Annotated in this window: 17 protein-coding genes; 11 read left to right on the top strand and 6 right to left on the bottom strand. The window is 45.2% G+C overall.

Going from position 1 to position 19792, the window contains the following annotated elements; translation table 11 throughout:
* Nucleotides 1-158: 158 nt before the first annotated feature.
* On the bottom strand, nt 159-650 hold the full coding sequence (locus tag KIV41_RS24170) for an Rsd/AlgQ family anti-sigma factor (protein ID WP_010444396.1): 492 nt from the start codon (nt 648-650) through the stop codon (nt 159-161).
* 178 nt (nt 651-828) lie between these two features.
* On the opposite strand from KIV41_RS24170, the gene nudC reads away from it, so the two are divergent.
* The 4 genes from nudC (at nt 829) to hemE (ending at nt 4341) form a co-directional block, all read left to right on the top strand.
* Nucleotides 829-1611, top strand: a complete 783-nt coding sequence (nudC, locus tag KIV41_RS24165; RefSeq protein ID WP_182027535.1) for an NAD(+) diphosphatase — start codon at nt 829-831, stop codon at nt 1609-1611.
* A 121-nt stretch (nt 1612-1732) separates the two neighbouring features.
* On the top strand, nt 1733-2224 hold the full coding sequence (locus tag KIV41_RS24160) for a hypothetical protein (RefSeq protein WP_182027536.1): 492 nt from the start codon (nt 1733-1735) through the stop codon (nt 2222-2224).
* A gap of 4 nt (nt 2225-2228) precedes the next feature.
* Complete coding sequence (locus KIV41_RS24155; RefSeq protein ID WP_285337820.1) at nt 2229-2969, top strand: hypothetical protein; 741 nt, start codon at nt 2229-2231, stop codon at nt 2967-2969.
* A gap of 304 nt (nt 2970-3273) precedes the next feature.
* Complete coding sequence (gene hemE, locus KIV41_RS24150; RefSeq protein ID WP_005433634.1) at nt 3274-4341, top strand: uroporphyrinogen decarboxylase; 1068 nt, start codon at nt 3274-3276, stop codon at nt 4339-4341.
* 220 nt (nt 4342-4561) lie between these two features.
* Here hemE and KIV41_RS24145 read toward each other — a convergent pair whose 3' ends face one another.
* On the bottom strand, nt 4562-5134 hold the full coding sequence (locus KIV41_RS24145) for a uracil-DNA glycosylase family protein (RefSeq protein WP_285337819.1): 573 nt from the start codon (nt 5132-5134) through the stop codon (nt 4562-4564).
* Between the two features lie 7 nt (nt 5135-5141).
* Nucleotides 5142-6065 carry a D-2-hydroxyacid dehydrogenase gene (locus KIV41_RS24140; protein ID WP_285337817.1) on the bottom strand — a complete coding sequence of 308 codons (924 nt, stop codon included), beginning with the start codon at nt 6063-6065 and terminating at the stop codon, nt 5142-5144.
* Between the two features lie 66 nt (nt 6066-6131).
* Between KIV41_RS24140 and KIV41_RS24135 the strand changes: the two genes are divergently transcribed.
* Complete coding sequence (locus tag KIV41_RS24135) at nt 6132-6719, top strand: YjaG family protein (protein ID WP_005434878.1); 588 nt, start codon at nt 6132-6134, stop codon at nt 6717-6719.
* A gap of 80 nt (nt 6720-6799) precedes the next feature.
* Here KIV41_RS24135 and KIV41_RS24130 read toward each other — a convergent pair whose 3' ends face one another.
* Nucleotides 6800-7933 (bottom strand): CNNM domain-containing protein, encoded by a 1134-nt coding sequence (locus KIV41_RS24130; protein WP_005434876.1) that lies wholly within the window; start codon nt 7931-7933, stop codon nt 6800-6802.
* Between the two features lie 253 nt (nt 7934-8186).
* On the opposite strand from KIV41_RS24130, the gene hupA reads away from it, so the two are divergent.
* Nucleotides 8187-8459 carry a nucleoid-associated protein HU-alpha gene (gene hupA, locus KIV41_RS24125; protein ID WP_005433627.1) on the top strand — a complete coding sequence of 91 codons (273 nt, stop codon included), beginning with the start codon at nt 8187-8189 and terminating at the stop codon, nt 8457-8459.
* A 39-nt stretch (nt 8460-8498) separates the two neighbouring features.
* Nucleotides 8499-9197 carry a DUF1481 domain-containing protein gene (locus KIV41_RS24120; protein ID WP_020198120.1) on the top strand — a complete coding sequence of 233 codons (699 nt, stop codon included), beginning with the start codon at nt 8499-8501 and terminating at the stop codon, nt 9195-9197.
* A gap of 85 nt (nt 9198-9282) precedes the next feature.
* On the opposite strand, the gene purD is transcribed toward KIV41_RS24120, so the two are convergent.
* Entirely contained in the window at nt 9283-10572 is a 1290-nt protein-coding gene (gene purD, locus KIV41_RS24115; protein ID WP_050910631.1) for a phosphoribosylamine--glycine ligase, read from the bottom strand.
* Nucleotides 10573-10689: 117 nt separating this feature from the next.
* Nucleotides 10690-12282, bottom strand: coding sequence for a bifunctional phosphoribosylaminoimidazolecarboxamide formyltransferase/IMP cyclohydrolase (gene purH / locus KIV41_RS24110; protein ID WP_078608064.1), 1593 nt, complete (start codon nt 12280-12282; stop codon nt 10690-10692).
* Between the two features lie 266 nt (nt 12283-12548).
* On the opposite strand from purH, the gene zntR reads away from it, so the two are divergent.
* From zntR to KIV41_RS24090, 4 genes are all read left to right on the top strand, one after another.
* Nucleotides 12549-12947, top strand: a complete 399-nt coding sequence (zntR, locus tag KIV41_RS24105; RefSeq protein WP_285337816.1) for a Zn(2+)-responsive transcriptional regulator — start codon at nt 12549-12551, stop codon at nt 12945-12947.
* A 156-nt stretch (nt 12948-13103) separates the two neighbouring features.
* The gene (gene cadC, locus KIV41_RS24100) at nt 13104-14675 is read left to right on the top strand and encodes a lysine decarboxylation/transport transcriptional activator CadC (protein ID WP_285337815.1); all 1572 of its coding nucleotides are present in this window, start codon (nt 13104-13106) and stop codon (nt 14673-14675) included.
* Between the two features lie 735 nt (nt 14676-15410).
* Nucleotides 15411-16757 carry a cadaverine/lysine antiporter gene (gene cadB / locus KIV41_RS24095; protein ID WP_285337814.1) on the top strand — a complete coding sequence of 449 codons (1347 nt, stop codon included), beginning with the start codon at nt 15411-15413 and terminating at the stop codon, nt 16755-16757.
* A gap of 117 nt (nt 16758-16874) precedes the next feature.
* On the top strand, nt 16875-19010 hold the full coding sequence (locus KIV41_RS24090; RefSeq protein ID WP_071236544.1) for a lysine decarboxylase CadA: 2136 nt from the start codon (nt 16875-16877) through the stop codon (nt 19008-19010).
* The last annotated feature ends 782 nt before the right edge of the window (nt 19011-19792 follow it).

The following is a 19792-nucleotide window of genomic DNA, read 5'->3' as shown; positions in this document are numbered from 1 at the left end:
AAAGTAAACATAGTTTTTCACTGAGTAATAAATTAAAAAATTGACACTAAATGCGAAACGTTAAGACTTTCTCGCTTCTCGCTTCTCGCTTCTCGCTTCTCGCTTCTCGCTTCTCGCTTCTCGCTTCTCGCTTCTCGCTTCTCGCTTCTCGCTTCTCGCTATGCGCCAGGAGGCATCGCAAGACTGTCTGCAATTAGCTTAATCAGATGATCTTCAACGGCAAAACGTGTCTCAATAATTTCCCCAATTAGAGACATATCACCATCAAACTCGCCAAGTACATCGTCCTCGGATACATCTGAATATTTATCAGTGAAGTTAAGCAAAGGCTCAGTTGTCAGTACAATTTTGCCGTAGGTTTGGTTGATTTCATCAGTGGCAACAAAACCGGTTGCTTTCCATTTGTCCATGACCATCTCGTAAATTTTAAAATGGCCTTCGGAGATGTAATCTACAAGGTGTTGGCAGAAGTGTTGTAGTTCTTGAGGAGTAGGGAGTTCAATGACGTTAGTTTTTGAACAAGGTTGCAACGCAGCAAGTTTACAATATTCGACAATCAAAGATTGTCTCGTTTCAAGCCAATGGTCGATGACCTCACTCGAACCACCCCATTGTGCTTGTGTTTGTTTGAATTTTTTTAGCATGACCATGCCCTCATGATCTGAACGCCCAATGGCATTCGTATCCTTTGCAAAGCAAAGTTAGTAAATTGAATACAAACTCTTGTCCTTCCTAGAATTTATAGTTGCAGATCTGGCAAACAACAAACTCTGGTATGAAATTAGATTGCCAGTAAAATGGATGAACTGCAAGCAGAGGGAAGTAGTAATGTTAAGAAAAGGTGAAGCAAACCGTATGAAAGACGCCTATTGGTGTGTTGTCTCAGGAAGTGATATTTGGCTGGTGGATGGTGCTATTCCATTAGGTAGTGCGGAGCAGTTCTCACTGCCAGAAGCAAGTGCAAGGCAAATAGGGGACTACCAAGGCGCTCCTTTCATGTGGGTAAATTTATCTGATCTTGACCATGATTTAGAGCTTGTCTCTCTGCGCGATTGCCTCCATTTTCCTGAAGCCCTTTTTCTGCTGATCAGCAAAGCCATCCAGTATGGCCATATGACGCAAAGTCTGCGCTTTTGCCCACAATGTGGTGGTCGTAACTTCCTCAATAACAATCAACTGGCGATGCAGTGTGGCGAGTGCCGTACTTTGCATTATCCGCGTATTTTCCCATGCATCATTGTCGCTGTGCGCAAAGAAAAGCAGATCTTGCTAGCTCAGCACCCTCGTCATCGAAATGGCATGTATACCGTAATAGCGGGCTTTTTAGAGGTAGGAGAAACCTTAGAAGAATGTGTCGCACGAGAAGTGCATGAAGAAACCGGCGTACAGGTTAAAAATATTCGCTACTTTGGCAGTCAGCCGTGGGCATTTCCATCCAGTATGATGATGGCATTTCTTGCTGATTATGACTCTGGTGAATTGAATCCGGACTACACTGAACTGTCTGATGCTCAGTGGTTTGGTGTTGATGAGATGCCACCTGTCGCGCCAAAAGGGACGATTGCGCGAGTGCTAATTGAGCAAACAATTAGTGATATTCAACAGGCTTGAGAGCCGACTCGTAAAGCGATTAAAGGAAAATGTAGAATCACTTTTGAGACAAAAGGAGTTGTTAGACTGACCTAGCACAGCATTCTGTAATGACACAATGATTAATAAAGGAGTATGTCTAATGAAATACAGATCAGCGTTATGGCTAGGTATTGCGTCTTTCTCTTTGGTAAGTGTTTCGGCACAGGCAAGTATTGAAGTGAAAGCGAAGCGTATGTTGACCGAAAATACGATGACGGAAAACGTCGCAAAAGTGCAAACCGCTTGTGGCAATGAAGTTCTAGAAACAAGCTTTGACTGGGCTGCGTGGGATGACTACGACTTTGCTGAAGCTCGTTTAGACAAAGTAAAAACCACAGGTTGGCTGGGTGGCTTAATCAACTATATCTACGATGATATGGTTAAGCTATGCACGACGACTGAACATGCCGCACTTTATAAAGAAGAGTTCCAAAAAGTTCAACAAATTCAATTTTTTGGTCAAGACTCTGTGAAGGCGCGTAAGGCCGGTTTCTCTCTTGATGATGGTGGCAGTGTGCTTAAAGTCGCTTTGAACCCGAACGCGGCTTACGACTCTTCAACGCTGAAATACCTCAAGCAAGCGTGGAACTAAGGTCATGAAAAAAATACTCTTACCCTTAGTTGCCATGGCTTCATGCTTTTCTGCGGTCGCTGAAGAGCGTTACTCCATGGAAGATTTAACTGCTCTTCATAAAGCACAAAGCTGGAATGAGCTTCTCTATCATGCCAATGATATTCGACCTTCAAAACGAGATAATGCTTGGCAAGCACTGGTGTCCGATGCTGCAACTGGTGCTTTCAATAGTTACGTTTCTTCCGGAGCGGCTGATAGCGCTATTGGTTTAGGGCAGCAGCTACTCACTGAGTATGCGTTTCTATCTAAATCCAGTGATTTTACTCAAAGCTTCGCAAAAGCCTTAGTTCCGGCAGCGCAATCTTGTATCAAGTATTCGATGGAAGGGTGTGTTGAGAGCTACGGACAACTGCTCGCCGAACTTTCTCCTGCGGGTAGCATAAGCTTTGAAGAAGGGACTAAGGTGTTCCAGAATGTCTCTAAATCTCTCGCGATTCCATTCTATGCCGCGGCAGTCAAGCAGTCTCCGGAATACTGTGCAGATGAAAAGGTCTCGAATGCGCTGTTGTATACGCTTGACCGACCGAGTAATTCTCAGTTTGCGCTAGCAAAAGAAGTCGCAACAAATAGGTGTGCTAACACGGCACTAACAAACTTTGAGAATTACATTATTGACTCGCAATCGGTGCGGGAGACCCTGTGTCCGACTTACCTATCCAAAGGATATGTAAAAGGGGTCATGAAAGAAGTTTGCCAATCATGAGTATGAAATATGAAGCCACCGCAAGGTGGCTTTTTTAATTCATTGAAAAATAGGTAAAAAAAACCCTCCGAGAGGGAGGGGGTAAGTAAGATGTCGTTATGAGATGCTGAGTACCGGGTACTCAGTTTATAATTGTAGTTTTCGCTAGCGAACAAATTTTTAACACTGATACCGACTGGGTGCAAATTAAGCACTGATTTAAAAGTTAATAACTTGATCCAGGTTGCAAAGCACACAGCTATTAGCCTTAAATCAGTGATAGAATACCCCCTTTCAAAGAAAGCCTAACAATTGGAATTACGGAATGACTGAATTAAAAAATGATCGTTATCTGCGTGCCCTTCTAAAAGAGCCAGTAGATTACACGCCAGTATGGATGATGCGTCAGGCAGGTCGTTACCTACCAGAATACAAAGCAACTCGTGCGCAAGCGGGCGATTTCATGTCTTTGTGTAAAAACGCGGAGTTGGCGTCAGAAGTAACGCTTCAACCACTACGCCGTTTTCCTCTTGATGCAGCGATCTTGTTCTCTGACATCCTAACTATCCCAGATGCAATGGGCTTAGAACTTCGCTTTGCTGCGGGTGAAGGTCCGGTTTTCGATAAGCCAATCACTTGCAAAGCAGACGTAGAAAAGATCGGTCTGCCAGATCCAGAAGGTGAGCTGCAATACGTAATGAACGCAGTGCGTCAAATCCGCAAAGACTTGAACGGTGACGTTCCACTGATTGGCTTCTCTGGTAGCCCATGGACACTGGCGACTTACATGGTTGAAGGTGGTAGCTCTAAAGCGTTCACTAAGATCAAGAAGATGATGTACGCAGAACCGCAAACTCTGCACTTACTTCTAGATAAGCTAGCAGACAGCGTTATCGAGTACCTAAACGCGCAAATTAAAGCGGGTGCACAGTCGGTGATGGTATTTGATACATGGGGCGGTGTACTGACTCCTCGTGACTACAACCTGTTCTCACTGCAATACATGCACAAGATTGTAGATGGCCTGATTCGTGAAAACGACGGTCGTCGCGTACCAGTAACGCTGTTCACTAAGAACGGTGGCATGTGGCTTGAGCAAATCGCAGCAACGGGCTGTGATGCGGTAGGTCTAGACTGGACGATTAACATCGCAGACGCAAAAGCGCGTATCGGCGATAAAGTGGCTCTACAAGGTAATATGGACCCATCAATGCTTTACGCTTCTCCAGAGCGTATCCGTGAAGAAGTCGCGGGTATTCTAGAGGGCTTTGGTGATGCAGGTACTGGTCACGTGTTCAACCTAGGTCACGGTATCCATTTGGATGTGCCGCCAGAAAACGCGGGCGTATTTGTGGAAGCGGTACACGAGCTATCTAAGCCGTACCACAAGTAACTTCGACTTTTTGAAATCAAATACCGGCAATCAGTGCCGGTATTTTTTTATCTGAAACTCAAGGCTGTACAGCTCTGGTAGTATTTGGTCTACCATGATCTAATTACTATTTAAACTGTACATTAGATGTTAAAGTTTATTATAAACAATGACTTATGTTTATGGTTCTTGTGCGCTAATTTTCTTGTACAGATAAACAAGCAATTAGATCATGGGTAACCTAAAGCATCGAATGAACGCGTTTTTTAAGGTATGGCACAACGTCAGATTCAAACCAAGGATTCTTCTTTAGCCATAATGTGTTGCGTGGAGAGGGGTGAGGAAGCGGGATAAAGTCCGGTTCCCAATCCTGCCATTGCTGAACGGTTTGCGTGAGTGTCTTTGGTTTGTTTGTGAGATAGTACTGCTGTGAGTACTGACCAATCAGTAGCGTCAGCTCTATATTGGGCAACTGCTCAAGAATCTGTTTATGCCAAGCGGGCGCACACTCTTTACGAGGAGGCAAATCGCCTGAGTTCCCCTTACCTGGATAGCAGAAACCCATCGGGACAATGGCTATTTTGTTTGGGTCGTAGAAAGTGTCTTTGTCGATATCGAGCCAGTGGCGTAACCGATCGCCGCTTGGATCGTTCCAAGGTATCGAGGTTTTGTGCACACGTGTCCCCGGCGCTTGTCCGATTATTAGTATGCGTGCGTCTTTTGCAGCTTGCACGACAGGGTTTGCGCCCAAAGGTAAATCGTCTGCGCAGATCTGGCAGGCTCGTACTTGCTTTAGCAGTGTTTCTAAAGACATAAGATGGTTAATACCCTTTATCGAAATCGACCTGATTAGTTAGAGAGAAACCGTCCCTCCAACTCAAGTAGTTGTCTGCAAAAATGTCGACTACTTGCTCAGGGAAACTTAACGCCGCGATGTGAGGAGTGATGGTTACTTGCTGAAGTTTCCAAAACGGATGTTGCGGTGAAAGTGGCTCTTGTTCAAATACATCGAGAAAAGCATGTTCCACCCAGCGATTCTTTAGTGCGAGCAACAGACCTGCATCATCAATCACATCGCCTCTTCCAACATTAAATAGCAATGCCTGATTAAGATGGCTTAACACTTCACTATTGAGCAAACGTTGCGTCTCTGGCGTGCTCGGCAGCGTATTTACCACGATATCCGCTTGGTGAAAGGCGCTGGCGAGTTCATTGATATGAAAAGTTTGATTGAATTCACCGCCAGAAGTAGGGATGCCAGTACGATTGATCCCTATGGCTTTCATGCCCATCAATTGTGCCGTTTTACCCAAATGACTGCCGATGCTGCCGGTGCCGAGAATCACCATGGTTTTGCTTTGTAGCGAGGTATACAGATGTGGCTGCCATTGTTTGCTCTGTTGCTGCTGGTGGTATTGCATGAAGTGACGGAAGTGAGCAATGCTGTAACCAATCACGTACTCAGCAATCAATGGACCAAAAATACCGCGAACATTAGTCAGGGTATAATCTCGGCGTAGATTCGGCATCATCAGAGCATTCACTCCTGCAAATGTTGATTGCACCCACTCAAGCTGTGAAAACTCGTCTAACCTTTGTGATAGTAATGGTGGATCCGCCAGTACGATCTGAGCATCTTGAGGTTTGTTTGTGATCGCCAGATCGGGCAGATTTTTCTCCGCCAGTAACGTTTCGTAGGTGTCGCGATGCTCTGAGAGCAGGAAAATCTGATTTGGATGCTGCATTAACTTTTTTCCCTGTGATGAATCAAGTACACTTTCGCTGATTTTTTCTTCAATGATTGAGTGACTATGCTTAAGAATCCTCTTCAGGTTCGTTTGGAAAAACTAGAACCTTGGCAACAAATTACCTTCATGGCGTGCCTGTGTGAACGCATGTATCCAAACTATGCGATGTTTTGTGAGAATACAGAATTTGCTGAGCCACGTGCTTACCGAGCGATTCTTGATAGTGTATGGGAAATTCTGACGGTTAAGAACGCGAAAATTAATTTCGAACGTCAATTAGAGAAGTTAGAAGAGTTGTTCCCAAGTGCAGATGAGTTCGATTTTTACGGTGTTTATCCAGCAATGGATGCTTGTCAGAGCTTGTCAACACTGCTGCATGGTCTGTTGGATCGCGACTACCTTTTCGATTCAATGCTGAAAGTGAGCCAACAGTCGGTACAAACCGTTGCTGACCTAGAACAAGCACAAGGTGCAGAGCCAATCACAAACGACAATCAAAAAGAAAATGAAGCCGTGTGTGAAGAGTGGGATGTTCAGTGGGCTATCTTCCGTCCACTGCGTGAAGCGGTAGAGCGTGACATTAGCCTGATTAAAGATTTGCGTGAAGAGCTACGCGAAGAGGCCGTGAGCAACATCGGCATTGCACTTTAATTGTTGAATAGATAAAACAAAGGCATCCATGGTGGATGCCTTTTTCATTTGTGCGTTTGAGCTGTTACGCCCAATGCTGATTACGATTCTTTAGAGTCTGGTTTAGTTGGCTCTTGAGCTTCTGGCTCTTTGTCCTGTTTCTCCAGTTGTTCCTCTTCTTCATCGTCATCGCGGCTTTCAATTACGCCGTGCTTTTCTTTCCAGCTTTCCCAACGTTGGTAAGCCAGTTCTTGCATGTCTGTGCTCTTATCCGCTTCATCGATGATCTCTTCACCCAGTAGGTGCTCAAAGATGTCCTCTAGCGTCACAAGACCTTGTACCGTGCCGTATTCGTCAACCACAAGCGCCAGTTGTAGGCGGTGAGTCATCATTTGGTCGAACACTTTAGGTAGAGCGGTGTTGTTCAGTACCACTTGGATAGGGCGCATGACCGAACCAAGTTGTTTTTGGCCGCTGCCTGATTGTTGCAGCTTGAACAGCTCTAGACGGTGCACAAAACCAATGATGTTGTCTTTCTGCTCGCTGTAAACCAGTGGGCGAGAGAAAGGCGTCTCCTTGTGCTTCTCTAGGAAGTCATTGATGGTCATCGTCGCGTCTACACGGAATACGACCGGACGTGGTGTCATGACTTGTGTTACTGGTACGTCTTGGATGCCTAGCAGGTTACTCAGGATTTTTGATTCACCCTCTGCGAACTCGCCGCTTTCTTTCGCCAGAATAGCCATTGCTGACAACTCATCACGCATTTTTGGTGCTTCGTGGTTACGAGCAAGACGTTTTGTGATCTGCTCTGAGAACCATACGAATGGTGTTAGTGCCCACACCATCCAGCGAAGTGAAACCGCTGCCGCTGGTGCAAGTTGGCGCCAGTATGTCGCACCAATTGTCTTAGGTACGATTTCTGATAGAACAAGAATCGCTAGTGTCAGTACAGCAGAGAAGATACCTAGCGCTTCGCTACCAAATACCACTGCCGCTTGTGCACCAGCCGTCGCCGCACCGATGGTGTGAGCAATGGTGTTTAGCGTCAAGATAGAAGCAAGTGGTCGGTCGATGTCTGCTTTTAGCTTTTCTAGCTGAGCAGAAGCCGGGTGCCCCTGTTGTTTGAGCTGCGCAATGAAGCTCGGACTGATACTTAGAAGTACCGCCTCCAGTACCGAACAGATAAACGAAATGCCGATAGCAATAGAGATATAAATGGATAACAGCAGCATAGTTGCCCTTGAATGTAATGTGATAGTCGGGATTTTAAGCGATTATAACCGCAAAAGTGCCTTATAAATCGGTCTTATTGCATTAGAAAGCAAGAGCTTTCCTCGTGCAAGTAGTAACAAATTGTGAGTTATTACTCATATTATGGCTAAAACTGCGTCAGAAAATCGAAAGATCGCTTACAAACCTTTGCCAGATGGGGCATTTATGTTTTAGAGTGAGATGAATTCGATAACATATGAGAAGGGAAACCTAATGAACAAGACCCAATTAATCGACTTTATTGCAGAGAAAGCAGACCTATCTAAAGCACAAGCTAAAGCTGCTCTTGAAGCAACTCTTGAGGGTGTTACTGGCGCTCTTAAAGAGGGTGACCAAGTTCAACTAATTGGTTTTGGTACATTCAAAGTAAACCACCGCGCTGCACGTACTGGTCGTAACCCTAAGACTGGTGACGAGATTCAAATCGCAGCAGCTAACGTACCTGCATTCGTAGCAGGTAAAGCGCTGAAAGAATCAGTAAACTAAGTTAAAATGCACCGAGGTATCCTGCCTCGGTGCAATTTCATGAAAAAACATCTACTCACTTCACTCCTACTATCAAGCCTTGCTCTTGTTGGCTGTTCTTCTGTAGAAACCCCAAATCTAGACCAATTTACCCATTTCTCTGGCGGGAAAATCATGGGTGATGCCACCAGTTTATATTGGATGACTGAACGTCTAACACGTGTTAGTACGGCAGCAGACTATGTCACGATGGGCGATTACGGTTCATATCAGAGTGATTATCGTTGGGATGACGGTGAGCTCAGAGAGTTGATTCGAAAAGGTGAGCAACTCGATGCCAAACAAGGATTGGTGCCTTTTCAAATCCACATTCGATTTAATAAAGATGGCGACGCGATTTATCAGCAATACCGTGTGAATGGAAAAGTGTTGCCTTTACAACGTGATCAATTAGAGCGTTACAAGCAAGAGGCGAACGATGTCGTTACGTCTATCAAGAAACAATCTCGTGATGGCCAGAGCCTAATCCAAGGGTATTGGGATGGCGAAACGTTCGAAACCTGCAAAGGTCGTGAGTTTGCTACGCTAGAGTTTAACCAGACCCTGCCTAAGTTTGTGATTGATAGATTGGCGTCAGTGGACAGCTACATAGCGTTTATCGGTAAAGAGTCACGTAATACCGCTACGGTGGATGAACTGCTGATGCTTAATGATGATGACTTTGATTGTGTACCGCGACCAAAGTTGATCTCTGAATAAACATGGCTTCGAGTTCTCTCGAACAAGAACAATAAAAAAAGGCGCTGAATGCGCCTTTTGTCGTTTTAGCCAACTGAAGTTGTTTTTATTTTTCTTGCTCACGTGCAATTGCACGGTAGCCGATATCGTTGCGATGGAACATGCCATCCCAACTGATCTGTTTTGCAAGCTCGTAAGCACGCTGCTGCGCTTCTGATACGCTGTTGCCAAGTGCCGTTGCACAAAGAACGCGACCACCGTTTGTCACGATGTCGCCGTCTTTGTTATCTGTACCAGCATGGAAGACTTTTTCGCCTTCAATTTCAACTTGTGGCAGACCCGAAATTACGTCGCCTTTGTTGTACGCTGCTGGGTAACCACCGGCTGCTAGCACGATACCAATCGATGCTCGTGGATCCCACTTCGATTCCGCTTGATCCAGTTTCTCGTCGATTGCCGCTAGGCACAGATCAACAAGATCCGATTCCATGCGCATCATGATAGGTTGTGTCTCAGGATCACCGAAGCGGCAGTTGTACTCGATTACTTTCGGAGTGCCGTCTTTGTCGATCATAAGACCCGCGTATAGGAAACCAGTGTAAGGGTTACCTTCAGAAGCCATGCCGCGTACCGTTGGGTAAATCACTTCTTCCATAATGCGGTTATGGATTTCCTGTGTTACCACTGGAGCTGGAGAGTATGCACCCATGCCACCGGTGTTAGGACCAGTATCTTTGTCGCCTACGCGTTTGTGGTCTTGGCTGGTGGCCATTGGTAGAACGTTCTCACCATCCACCATCACGATGAAGCTTGCTTCTTCACCATCTAGGAACTCTTCGATAACGACACGACTACCTGCATCACCAAATGCGTTGCCTGCTAGCATGTCTTTGATTGCGTCTTCAGCTTCTTCTAGTGTCATCGCTACGATAACGCCTTTACCAGCAGCAAGGCCGTCAGCTTTTACTACAATCGGCGCACCTTGTTCACGTACGTAAGCAAGAGCTGGCTCGATTTCAGTGAAGTTCGCGTACGCACCCGTTGGGATTTGGTGACGAGCAAGGAAGTCTTTGGTAAACGCTTTAGAGCCCTCAAGCTGCGCAGCCGCTTGCGTCGGACCGAAGATTGGCAAACCTGCTTCGCGGAAAGCATCAACCACACCGATAACCAGCGGTGCTTCAGGGCCAACAATGGTTAGCTCGATAGCTTTCTCTTTTGCAAAAGCAACCAGACCTGCGATGTCTTCTACTGCGATGTTTACGTTCTCTAGTTTAGGCTCTAGTGCTGTACCTGCGTTACCTGGAGCCACGAAGATAGTCTCAACATTTGGGTTTTGTGCCGCTTTCCAACCTAGTGCGTGTTCACGACCACCTGAACCAATGATAAGAATATTCATAATATTTCCTTTGATTTCGCTCCTCCCCTTATTAAGGGGAGGTTGGGAGGGGCAAGTCGTGTACGTACAACAGACCCCCTCTAACTCCCCCTTAGTAAGGGGGAGGACCAAAACTAATTAGTGGCGGAAGTGACGCATACCTGTGAAGATCATCGCCATGCCGTGTTCGTCTGCTGCTGCAATAACTTCGTCATCACGCATAGAACCACCTGGTTGGATAACACACTTGATGCCTGCTTCTGCAGCCGCGTCGATACCGTCACGGAATGGGAAGAATGCATCTGATGCCATTACACAACCTTCAACCTGTAGACCTTCGTCTGCAGCTTTGATGCCTGCGATTTTCGCAGAGTAAACGCGGCTCATTTGGCCTGCGCCTACACCGATAGTCATGTCGCCTTTCGAGTAAACGATCGCGTTAGATTTCACGTATTTCGCTACTTTCCAGCAGAACAGTGCATCTTTCAGCTCTTCTTCTGTTGGCTGACGCTTAGAAACCACTTTTAGGTCGTCTAGGCTTACCATGCCTTGGTCACGGTCTTGAACCAGTAGACCGCCATTCACGCGTTTCACGTCAAAGCCAGTTGTCTTAGTTGTCCATTCGCCACACTCAAGTAGACGCACGTTCTTCTTCGCTGCAACCACTTCAATCGCTTCAGCAGAAACAGAAGGTGCGATGATCACTTCAACGAATTGGCGCTCAACAATAGCGGTTGCTGTTTCAGCATCTAGCTCTTGGTTGAATGCAATGATGCCGCCGAATGCAGATGTTGGGTCAGTTTGGTAAGCACGGTTGTACGCTTCTAGGATGTCTTTACCTAGAGCAACACCGCATGGGTTCGCGTGTTTTACGATCACACATGCTGGCTCGTTGAACTCTTTCACACACTCAAGCGCTGCGTCAGTGTCTGCGATGTTGTTGTAAGAAAGGGCTTTACCTTGGATTTGGCGAGCAGTAGAAACAGATGCTTCTTGTGGGTTTGCTTCAACGTAGAATGCGGCTGCTTGGTGGCTGTTCTCACCGTAGCGCATATCTTGCTTCTTCTCGAATTGCTGGTTGAAAGTACGTGGGAATTTAGACTCTTCATCACCTTCTTTGTTCTCACCGTAAGATGGAACCATAGTGCCGAAGTAGTTTGCAATCATGCCGTCGTAAGATGCTGTGTGCTCGAATGCTGCGATAGCTAGGTCGAAACGAGTTTCTAGTGTTAGAGACTTCTCGTTCGCGTCCATTTCAGCGATAACGCGGTTGTAGTCGTGAGCGTTCACAACGATAGTCACGTCTTTGTGGTTTTTCGCTGCAGAGCGAACCATTGTTGGACCACCGATGTCGATGTTCTCAACCGCATCAGCAAGGGTACAGCCTTCTTTAGCAACGGTTTCTGCGAATGGGTATAGGTTTACTACAACCATATCGATAGGGTTGATGCCGTGCTTTTCCATCACGTCATCGTCTTGGCCACGACGACCCAGCACACCACCGTGAACTTTTGGGTGAAGCGTTTTAACGCGACCATCCATCATTTCTGGGAAACCAGTGTAGTCAGAGACTTCAGTTACTGCGATGCCTTGCTCTGCAAGTAGACGAGCAGTACCACCAGTAGATAGGATATCGACACCGCGCTCAACAAGAGCTTGTGCAAACTCAACAATACCTGTTTTGTCTGATACGCTGATAAGCGCACGGCGAATAGGACGAGCGTTATTCATGCTTCCATTTTCCTCAAATTCACGGAGTTAAAGATGTTTGCCAAAAATGAACTTGTTTTCACCTCTTGGGGTAAAATATTGGCCAGTTTTGGTAAAGACCTTTGCGGGCGTTTTCATGCTTAGAAAACAGTCTCCACTATTTGATGGCGCGTATTCTAACCAATTTATTACAAAAAAGCTCGCGCAATCGTTTGGCATCTCAAAAATAATTGCAAAAAACTCGATTTTTAGCTTTAAAGGTAACGAGATAGTTAATAAGGAAAGTTATGTTTCAGATTGGTGAACTGGCAAAACGTTGTGGTGTGACCGCCGATACACTCCGTTTCTATGAGAAAAATGCGTTAATAACACCCGCAGGGCGAAGTGAATCGGGCTATCGCTTATATAACGAAGAGAACCAACAACAGGTGCGTTTTATTCTCAAAGCGAAAGAGCTGGGCCTAAGTTTGGATGAAATAAAAGAGCTCCTTGAGATCAAATTAGAGGCGACTGAGCACAGCTGCGCGGAGGTAAAAGCCATCACTTCTGCAAAGTTAACTTTAATTGATGAAAAAATCGCGGAACTGACAAAAATTCGTGCGGCATTAAAGAAGATAAATGACGCTTGCTGCGGGCATAACAATGACGATGCTAGCCATTGTTCTATCCTCGCAGCCCTTGAGTAGCGTGCTACTTAACTTAAGTTTGCATTTTTGACGGCTTGCTTTTCTAGGTTCAAGCCGTTTTCCCACCTATAATCTCGGCTTTAGTCGACTGTAAGAATGTGTAGTCCTATCTATTCCTAAAGCGACGCTGTCAATCAGATACGAGAGTTTTCATACATGGTTGGAGTCTATTTTCAAATCAATGACTGGGTTTTAAGCGTTGATGAAAATAAGCTGTATCGACAAGACAGGGAAGTTACCGTTGAGCCACGCTTAATTAATCTGCTGCATTTCCTTGCCGAGCACGCCAGTGAAGTATTCAATCGTGAAGAGCTAATCCAATACGTTTGGGCAGGCGCGATTGTGACTGACCAAGTGGTGACACAGTCGATCTTTGAATTGCGTAAGTTGTTGCGTGATGGTCGAGAGGAAAACATCAGCTACGTTATTACTGTGCCTAAGCGCGGTTATAAGTTGGTGGCGAACGTTAAGCCAATGACGCACGAGGAATTCCTTGTATGCCGTCATTGCGATCATGATGATGACTTGCCATTTGTTGAAGCAAACGAAGAAGCGTTACCTGAAACGCCAGAACCAGCGGTAACCTTTCCGGCAGGGCCTCTGACTCGTGCGGTGTGCGAGATGTCGAAAGAGAAAAAAGCGCCGCGTAAACCAAACAAAATCAGCCCATGGCGATTGGGTTTTATGAACTTCATCTGGATTAGCATCTTAGTTGTGGTGATGGGCGTGTTTACGTATAAGCAATCAGAAGTGCGCATCACCCAAGCTATCGATACGCATTTAATAGAGTTTAAGTTCCAAGATAACTTCGGCAGGGGTGATTTAAGTTACGAATTGGCCGATGGCTTTGCACAAAAGCTGATGGCTGATATTGCTCAGGTTAGTGACTATCGTGTGATGCTCAAAAAAGCCGCTTTTACCAACGGTATTGTTCCGGGTAAGTCGGTGTTGGTACGCGTTAGAGAAAACGATGGTGGTAACTTTCTTGAGGTGGAGTACCGTAATAATTCATCTGAGAAGGTGCTTTTTAGTCGTCAATATGCACTTACGAGCAACCACTTGAAGACGGTATTGCAGCAAGCTTCTTTGGATTTAATGACGGTACTGAAAGTGCCAGATGCAAAACTGAAGTCGAAAGTGCTGGTGGCTGGCATGCCCAATAATCCAGAAGCTCTAAAGTTGTTTGTACAAGCTAACCATTATCTAAATGTTTCGGATGCAAACCAGTTTCAGCATGGCATTGATTTGATGGAGAAAATTCTCGAAGTTGAGTCGGATAATGCTTATGTTCAGGCTGAGCTGTTAATTGCCTACCATGTGCAGAGAGCATTAGACCCGGCATTGGAACTAAGAAAAGGCAGAGTGCAGCAACTGAGCGATAAGTTAGAGACCAATACCAAGATGATGCTAGGGCCTATTCAGCCTCGGATTTATGAAGCTTTGGCATTACATGAAACCATCATTGGTGATCTCGACTTGGCAAAGCGTCATTTGAATCAAGCGCTAGGGTTGCGTGATTCGGTTTTGTCGTACGTGATTCGTGGTAAGCATGCCGAGCTTGATGGTGATTTGGATTTGGCGAGTGAGTCCTACAGTGAAGCCTTCTATATAGATACGTCTGTTGAGACCTATCTGTTGTGCGAAAACTTGGTTTTCCCAAGCAACATGAAGGCGATTGATTACGCCATGTACCGCGCAGTGCACCCTTCGGTTGTTCGTATGCTGTAATCAAACCAGTTTTTGATCGGCAAAGATACTGAGCTCTTCACTTCGGTGAGGGGCTTTCTTGTATCTGCACAATTAAAGCTTACCGCTGCTTCTTTCTTTAAATAGAACTTGCTTTACTGGGGGAGAGGGCTTTTCAATCTCTATTCTCTATTCTCTATTCTCTATTCTCTATTCTCGCTACCTTTATATCCGTTTGTCGCCAAGTAGAAGGTTGTCCTTGTGCGATTTGCTATACCCATCTTCCGTTTGTGCTTTTCAAGCAGCCCCGACACACTGTTATTTGCCTGAAGTAGTGTGTGCATCTACGCATAGCAGAAGCAAAAAACCAAGAAACTTTGATGTAAGTCAATTGCTCTATTAGGGGAGGAAAAGGCTGTATCAACAGTTCAGGTAATTTGCTGGGCTTTGTCTTGATGTTGATAGTCGTTGATAAGGTTGATGGAAAATTTGTTGAGGTTGATGTTTTTAGATTTTGAGATAGAGTGCTTTAGGTTTGGGCTGTAAGTTATTGTATTTATTGGTTTTATGTTTTTGGGTTTATCAGGTTTATCTCAACTTTATACCGATGGGGTAATTGTTTTATTGATAACCCCAAGTTTATTTTTTTCCCAGCTTTTGGGCGTAGTCTTCACTTCGAAATTTAGCGAGGTCGAGTGACTTCTTTCTCATAGCATCTCGCTAATTACCATTCAGTTTGAGTCATTGAGGCTCGAGTAGAATAGATTTGGAGATGTTATGTCATCGAATACAAAAAAAATCGGTTTAATCGCCTGTACGGGTGTTGTTGCCGGTAACATGATGGGTAGTGGTATTGCACTATTACCTTCTAGTCTTGCCTCCGTAGGCTCTGTTTCAATCTTCAGTTGGCTGATCTGTTTGATCGGTGCACTTAGTTTAGCGTTCGTTTACGCTCGTCTGGCAACCAAAAACCCACAAGAAGGTGGTCCTATCGCTTATGCTGGCGAAGTGTCTCCGGTATTTGGTTTCCAAACGGGCGTTCTTTATTACCACGCGAACTGGATTGGTAACCTAGCTATTGCCATTACAGGTGTTTCTTACCTTTCAGTATTCTTCCCTGTGCTTAACAACCCAATCCCAGCAGGTATTGCGACGATTGCATCGGTATGGATCTTCACTTTCGTCAACCTACTTGGTGGTAGCTGGGTAAGCCGTCTATGTACGCTCGGTCTAGTTCTTATCCTTATCCCTGTTGTTGGTACAGCAGCATTTGGTTGGACGCACTTCGACACTGCGCTTTACAGCCAAAACTGGAACGTATCAGCAGGCACTGACAGCCACGCGGTAGTAACTGCGGTTCTTATCTGTCTATGGTCATTCGTAGGTGTGGAATCAGCAGCGGTATCGACTGGTATGGTAGAAAACCCTAAACGTACCGTACCACTAGCAACTATGTTGGGTACTGGTATCGCAGGTGTGATTTACATCCTATCAACTCAAATGATTAGCGGCATGTTCCCTGCGTCAGAAGTTGCGGCATCAGGTGCGCCATTTGCACTAGCAACCACTGAGCTATTCGGTAGCTGGACAGCACCATTCGTATCAGCATTTACAGCACTAGCATGTTTCACTTCGCTAGGTTCTTGGATGATGCTAGTAGGTGAAGCAGGTAAACGCGCAGCCAACGATGGCAACTTCCCTAAAATCTACGGTGAAACTGATAAAAACGGTGTGCCTAAGAAAGGTCTAATCCTTGCGTCAATCAAGATGACTGCGCTAATGGTTGTACTGATGTTTTTCAGCTCTAAAACAGCACACGCATCAGACCTGTTCAACCAGCTAACAACTGACGCAGTACTACTAACTATGCTGCCTTACTTCTACTCAAGCATTAACTTGATTCGCTTCGAAGGTATGACAACACGCAACGGCTTCGTAATGTTGTTCTCTGGTGTGGCTTGTCTGTTCTGCTTCATCGCACTAGCGGGTGCAGAGGGCGGTACGCTAACAGCAACCTTCATCGTGTCTCTTGTTATCTTGATGTTCTACAGCAAAAAAGCAGGTCTAGCTCAGTACATGAAGCTTCGTGCTGACGAAGACGTAGCTGCTCAAGCAAGCAACTAATCCCCAAAACGCTGGCACTACGGTGCCAGCCCATAAAACCCAAATTCACGCGGCGCTCACCTTACTCATTGCCTGTAAATGGCAAAGAGCGCCCTCATTCGCCTTGGAGATGTCCAAATGAATATATTCGCTATCTTGAACCACATGGGTGTGTTCTTTAAAGAAGAGCCAGTTCGTCAACTTCACGCTGCTCTTGAGAAAGCGGGCTACGAAGTGGTTTACCCAGTAGATGATAAAGACTTGATCAAAATGATTGAGATGAACCCACGCATTTGCGGTGTGCTGTTCGACTGGGATAAATACTCACTAGAGCTATGTGAACGTATTAGCCAAATCAACGAAAAACTACCTGTTCACGCATTTGCTAACGAACAGTCTACTCTAGACATTTCACTAACAGACCTACGTCTAAACGTGAGCTTCTTCGAGTACGCTTTAGGTATGGCTGACGACATCGCTATCAAAATCAACCAAGCGACAGAGGCATACAAAGATGCAATCATGCCTCCATTCACTAAAGCACTATTCAAATACGTAGAAGAAGGTAAATACACCTTCTGTACTCCAGGTCACATGGGTGGTACTGCATTCCAGAAAAGCCCTGCTGGTAGCATTTTCTACGATTTTTACGGTCCAAACACATTTAAAGCGGACGTATCAATCTCAATGCCTGAACTAGGTTCTCTACTAGACCACTCAGGCCCACATAAAGATGCAGAAGAATACATCGCACGTACATTCAATGCAGACAGCTCTTACATCGTAACGAACGGTACGTCTACATCGAACAAAATCGTTGGCATGTACTCAGCGCCTGCGGGCAGCACAGTACTGATTGACCGTAACTGTCACAAATCTCTGACTCACCTAATGATGATGAGCGACGTGACACCAATCTACTTCCGCCCAACTCGTAACGCATACGGCATCCTTGGTGGTATTCCACAAAGCGAATTCAGCCGCGATGTGATTGCAGAGAAAGTAGCGAAAACACCAGGTGCAACTGCACCAAATTATGCTGTAGTGACTAACTCAACTTACGATGGTCTGTTGTACAACACGCAATTCATCAAAGAGTCGCTAGATTGTAAACACATCCACTTCGACAGTGCTTGGGTGCCTTACACTAACTTCAACCCAATTTACGAAGGTAAATGTGGTATGAGTGGTGAAGCGATGCCAGGCAAAGTGTTCTACGAGACACAATCAACACACAAACTGTTGGCGGCATTCTCACAAGCTTCAATGATTCACGTGAAAGGTGACTTTGATAAAGAGTCTTTCAACGAAGCATTCATGATGCACACTTCAACTTCACCTCAGTACGGCATTGTTGCTTCTACTGAAACAGCAGCGGCAATGATGCGCGGCAACACTGGTAAGAAGTTGATGCAAGACTCTATCGATCGCGCAATCCGCTTCCGTAAAGAGATCAAACGCCTAGAAGCAGAAAGTGACAGCTGGTTCTTCGATGTATGGCAACCAGAAAACATCGATAGCACTGAATGTTGGAAACTAGACCCTAGCGACACATGGCACGGCTTCAAGAACATGGATGACAACCACATGTATCTTGACCCAATCAAAGTAACGCTACTGACTCCTGGGATGAATAAAGAAGGCGAACTAGAAGAATCAGGTATTCCTGCTTCGCTGGTGGCTAAATTCCTAGACGAGCGCGGCATCGTGGTAGAGAAAACAGGTCCATACAACTTGTTGTTCCTATTCTCAATCGGTATCGACAAATCAAAAGCAATGCAATTGCTACGCGGGCTAACTGAATTTAAACGTGGCTACGACTTGAACCTAACCATTAAGAGCTTCCTACCTTCGCTATACAACGAAGACCCAAGCTTCTATGAAGGTATGCGCGTTCAAGAACTAGCACAAGCAATTCATGACCTAACTAAGAAATACAACCTACCAGAGCTAATGTACAAAGCGTTCGATGTTCTTCCTGAAATGAAAGTAACACCACACGCAGCATGGCAAGAAGAGCTTCGTGGTAACGTGGAAGAAATCAAACTGGAAGAAATGGTTGGTCGCGTAAGTGCGAACATGATCCTTCCTTACCCTCCAGGTGTGCCACTAGTACTTCCTGGTGAAATGGTGACTCAAGAGTCTCGCCCTGTGCTGGACTTCCTAGAGATGCTTTGTGAGATCGGTGCGCATTACCCAGGTTTCGAAACCGACATTCACGGTTTATACCAACAAAAAGATGGTAGCTACACCGTAAAAGTATTGAAGAACTAAGTTCCTCTCGAAGATGACGTCATTGGGAATGCAAGCATGCTCCACTCTTACGAGCTCAATGTGTCATCGAACAACTGCGACATTTAGATATACCCCTAACTAATCTGTCGTAAAGAGAAGGGCAAGGATGCTCTGATCTTTTCTTCTATATATAGAAGAAACACTTTTCCAAGACTTCACCTGAAGTATCCCAAATAAAAAGCAAAGACCAAAGAGCAGTTCGTTATCGTTCTGCTCTTTTTTTTCGTCTTTATATAAACAGAAAGAGAGAAAGAACCAAGAGAGATAAGATCAGCAACCGAAATCATTAGGAAATCGACGATCTTCCAACTCAGAAATAAGATGTTTACTCATGAAAAGATCCTCTGCAACCCGAAATATTAGACAAGATCGTTGAGTATCTATGCAGAGTGCTTGTTATTTGTTCGGTTGAAAGTTTTTTTGCAAAAAACGCTTGTGCTAATTTCTCAACCCCCTATACTGCGCATCCACCGACACGGAGTGAGACGAAAGTCACACAGCGAGTCGGGAAGAGAGAAAAAAGAATTTAAAAAAATGCTTGACTCTCTCACGGTGTGAAGTAAGATACGCACCCCTAACGACAAGTAACTAAGTTACTGAAAATGTTGGGAAAGCTCTTTAAAAATAAGAACCTATCAATCTGTGTGGGCACTCGTTGATGATAATCCAATTAGATATTTCTTTCTTAACGGAAAGCGGTATCAAATTAGGTTTCAATGATACGAAGTGACCATTGAGTCGAAAGACTCAGCACAGTCAAT

The sequence above is a fragment of the Vibrio sp. D401a genome, assembly GCF_030248515.1.
Lineage (GTDB): Bacteria > Pseudomonadota > Gammaproteobacteria > Enterobacterales > Vibrionaceae > Vibrio > Vibrio rotiferianus.
This window is presented reverse-complemented; position numbering and strand designations above follow the sequence as displayed.

What these genes read in the sequence shown, in the direction of transcription:
- hemE (WP_005433634.1), top strand. Translation starts at nt 3,274, where the DNA reads ATGACTGAATTAAAAAATGATCGTTATCTGCGTGCCCTTCTAAAAGAG.
- KIV41_RS24090 (WP_071236544.1), top strand. Translation starts at nt 16,875, where the DNA reads ATGAATATATTCGCTATCTTGAACCACATGGGTGTGTTCTTTAAAGAA.
- cadC (WP_285337815.1), top strand. Translation starts at nt 13,104, where the DNA reads ATGGTTGGAGTCTATTTTCAAATCAATGACTGGGTTTTAAGCGTTGAT.
- nudC (WP_182027535.1), top strand. Translation starts at nt 829, where the DNA reads ATGTTAAGAAAAGGTGAAGCAAACCGTATGAAAGACGCCTATTGGTGT.
- KIV41_RS24140 (WP_285337817.1), bottom strand. Translation starts at nt 6,065, where the DNA reads ATGCAGCATCCAAATCAGATTTTCCTGCTCTCAGAGCATCGCGACACC.
- KIV41_RS24135 (WP_005434878.1), top strand. Translation starts at nt 6,132, where the DNA reads ATGCTTAAGAATCCTCTTCAGGTTCGTTTGGAAAAACTAGAACCTTGG.
- hupA (WP_005433627.1), top strand. Translation starts at nt 8,187, where the DNA reads ATGAACAAGACCCAATTAATCGACTTTATTGCAGAGAAAGCAGACCTA.
- KIV41_RS24130 (WP_005434876.1), bottom strand. Translation starts at nt 7,933, where the DNA reads ATGCTGCTGTTATCCATTTATATCTCTATTGCTATCGGCATTTCGTTT.
- KIV41_RS24170 (WP_010444396.1), bottom strand. Translation starts at nt 650, where the DNA reads ATGGTCATGCTAAAAAAATTCAAACAAACACAAGCACAATGGGGTGGT.
- cadB (WP_285337814.1), top strand. Translation starts at nt 15,411, where the DNA reads ATGTCATCGAATACAAAAAAAATCGGTTTAATCGCCTGTACGGGTGTT.
- purH (WP_078608064.1), bottom strand. Translation starts at nt 12,282, where the DNA reads ATGAATAACGCTCGTCCTATTCGCCGTGCGCTTATCAGCGTATCAGAC.
- KIV41_RS24155 (WP_285337820.1), top strand. Translation starts at nt 2,229, where the DNA reads ATGAAAAAAATACTCTTACCCTTAGTTGCCATGGCTTCATGCTTTTCT.
- KIV41_RS24160 (WP_182027536.1), top strand. Translation starts at nt 1,733, where the DNA reads ATGAAATACAGATCAGCGTTATGGCTAGGTATTGCGTCTTTCTCTTTG.
- zntR (WP_285337816.1), top strand. Translation starts at nt 12,549, where the DNA reads ATGTTTCAGATTGGTGAACTGGCAAAACGTTGTGGTGTGACCGCCGAT.
- purD (WP_050910631.1), bottom strand. Translation starts at nt 10,572, where the DNA reads ATGAATATTCTTATCATTGGTTCAGGTGGTCGTGAACACGCACTAGGT.
- KIV41_RS24145 (WP_285337819.1), bottom strand. Translation starts at nt 5,134, where the DNA reads ATGTCTTTAGAAACACTGCTAAAGCAAGTACGAGCCTGCCAGATCTGC.
- KIV41_RS24120 (WP_020198120.1), top strand. Translation starts at nt 8,499, where the DNA reads ATGAAAAAACATCTACTCACTTCACTCCTACTATCAAGCCTTGCTCTT.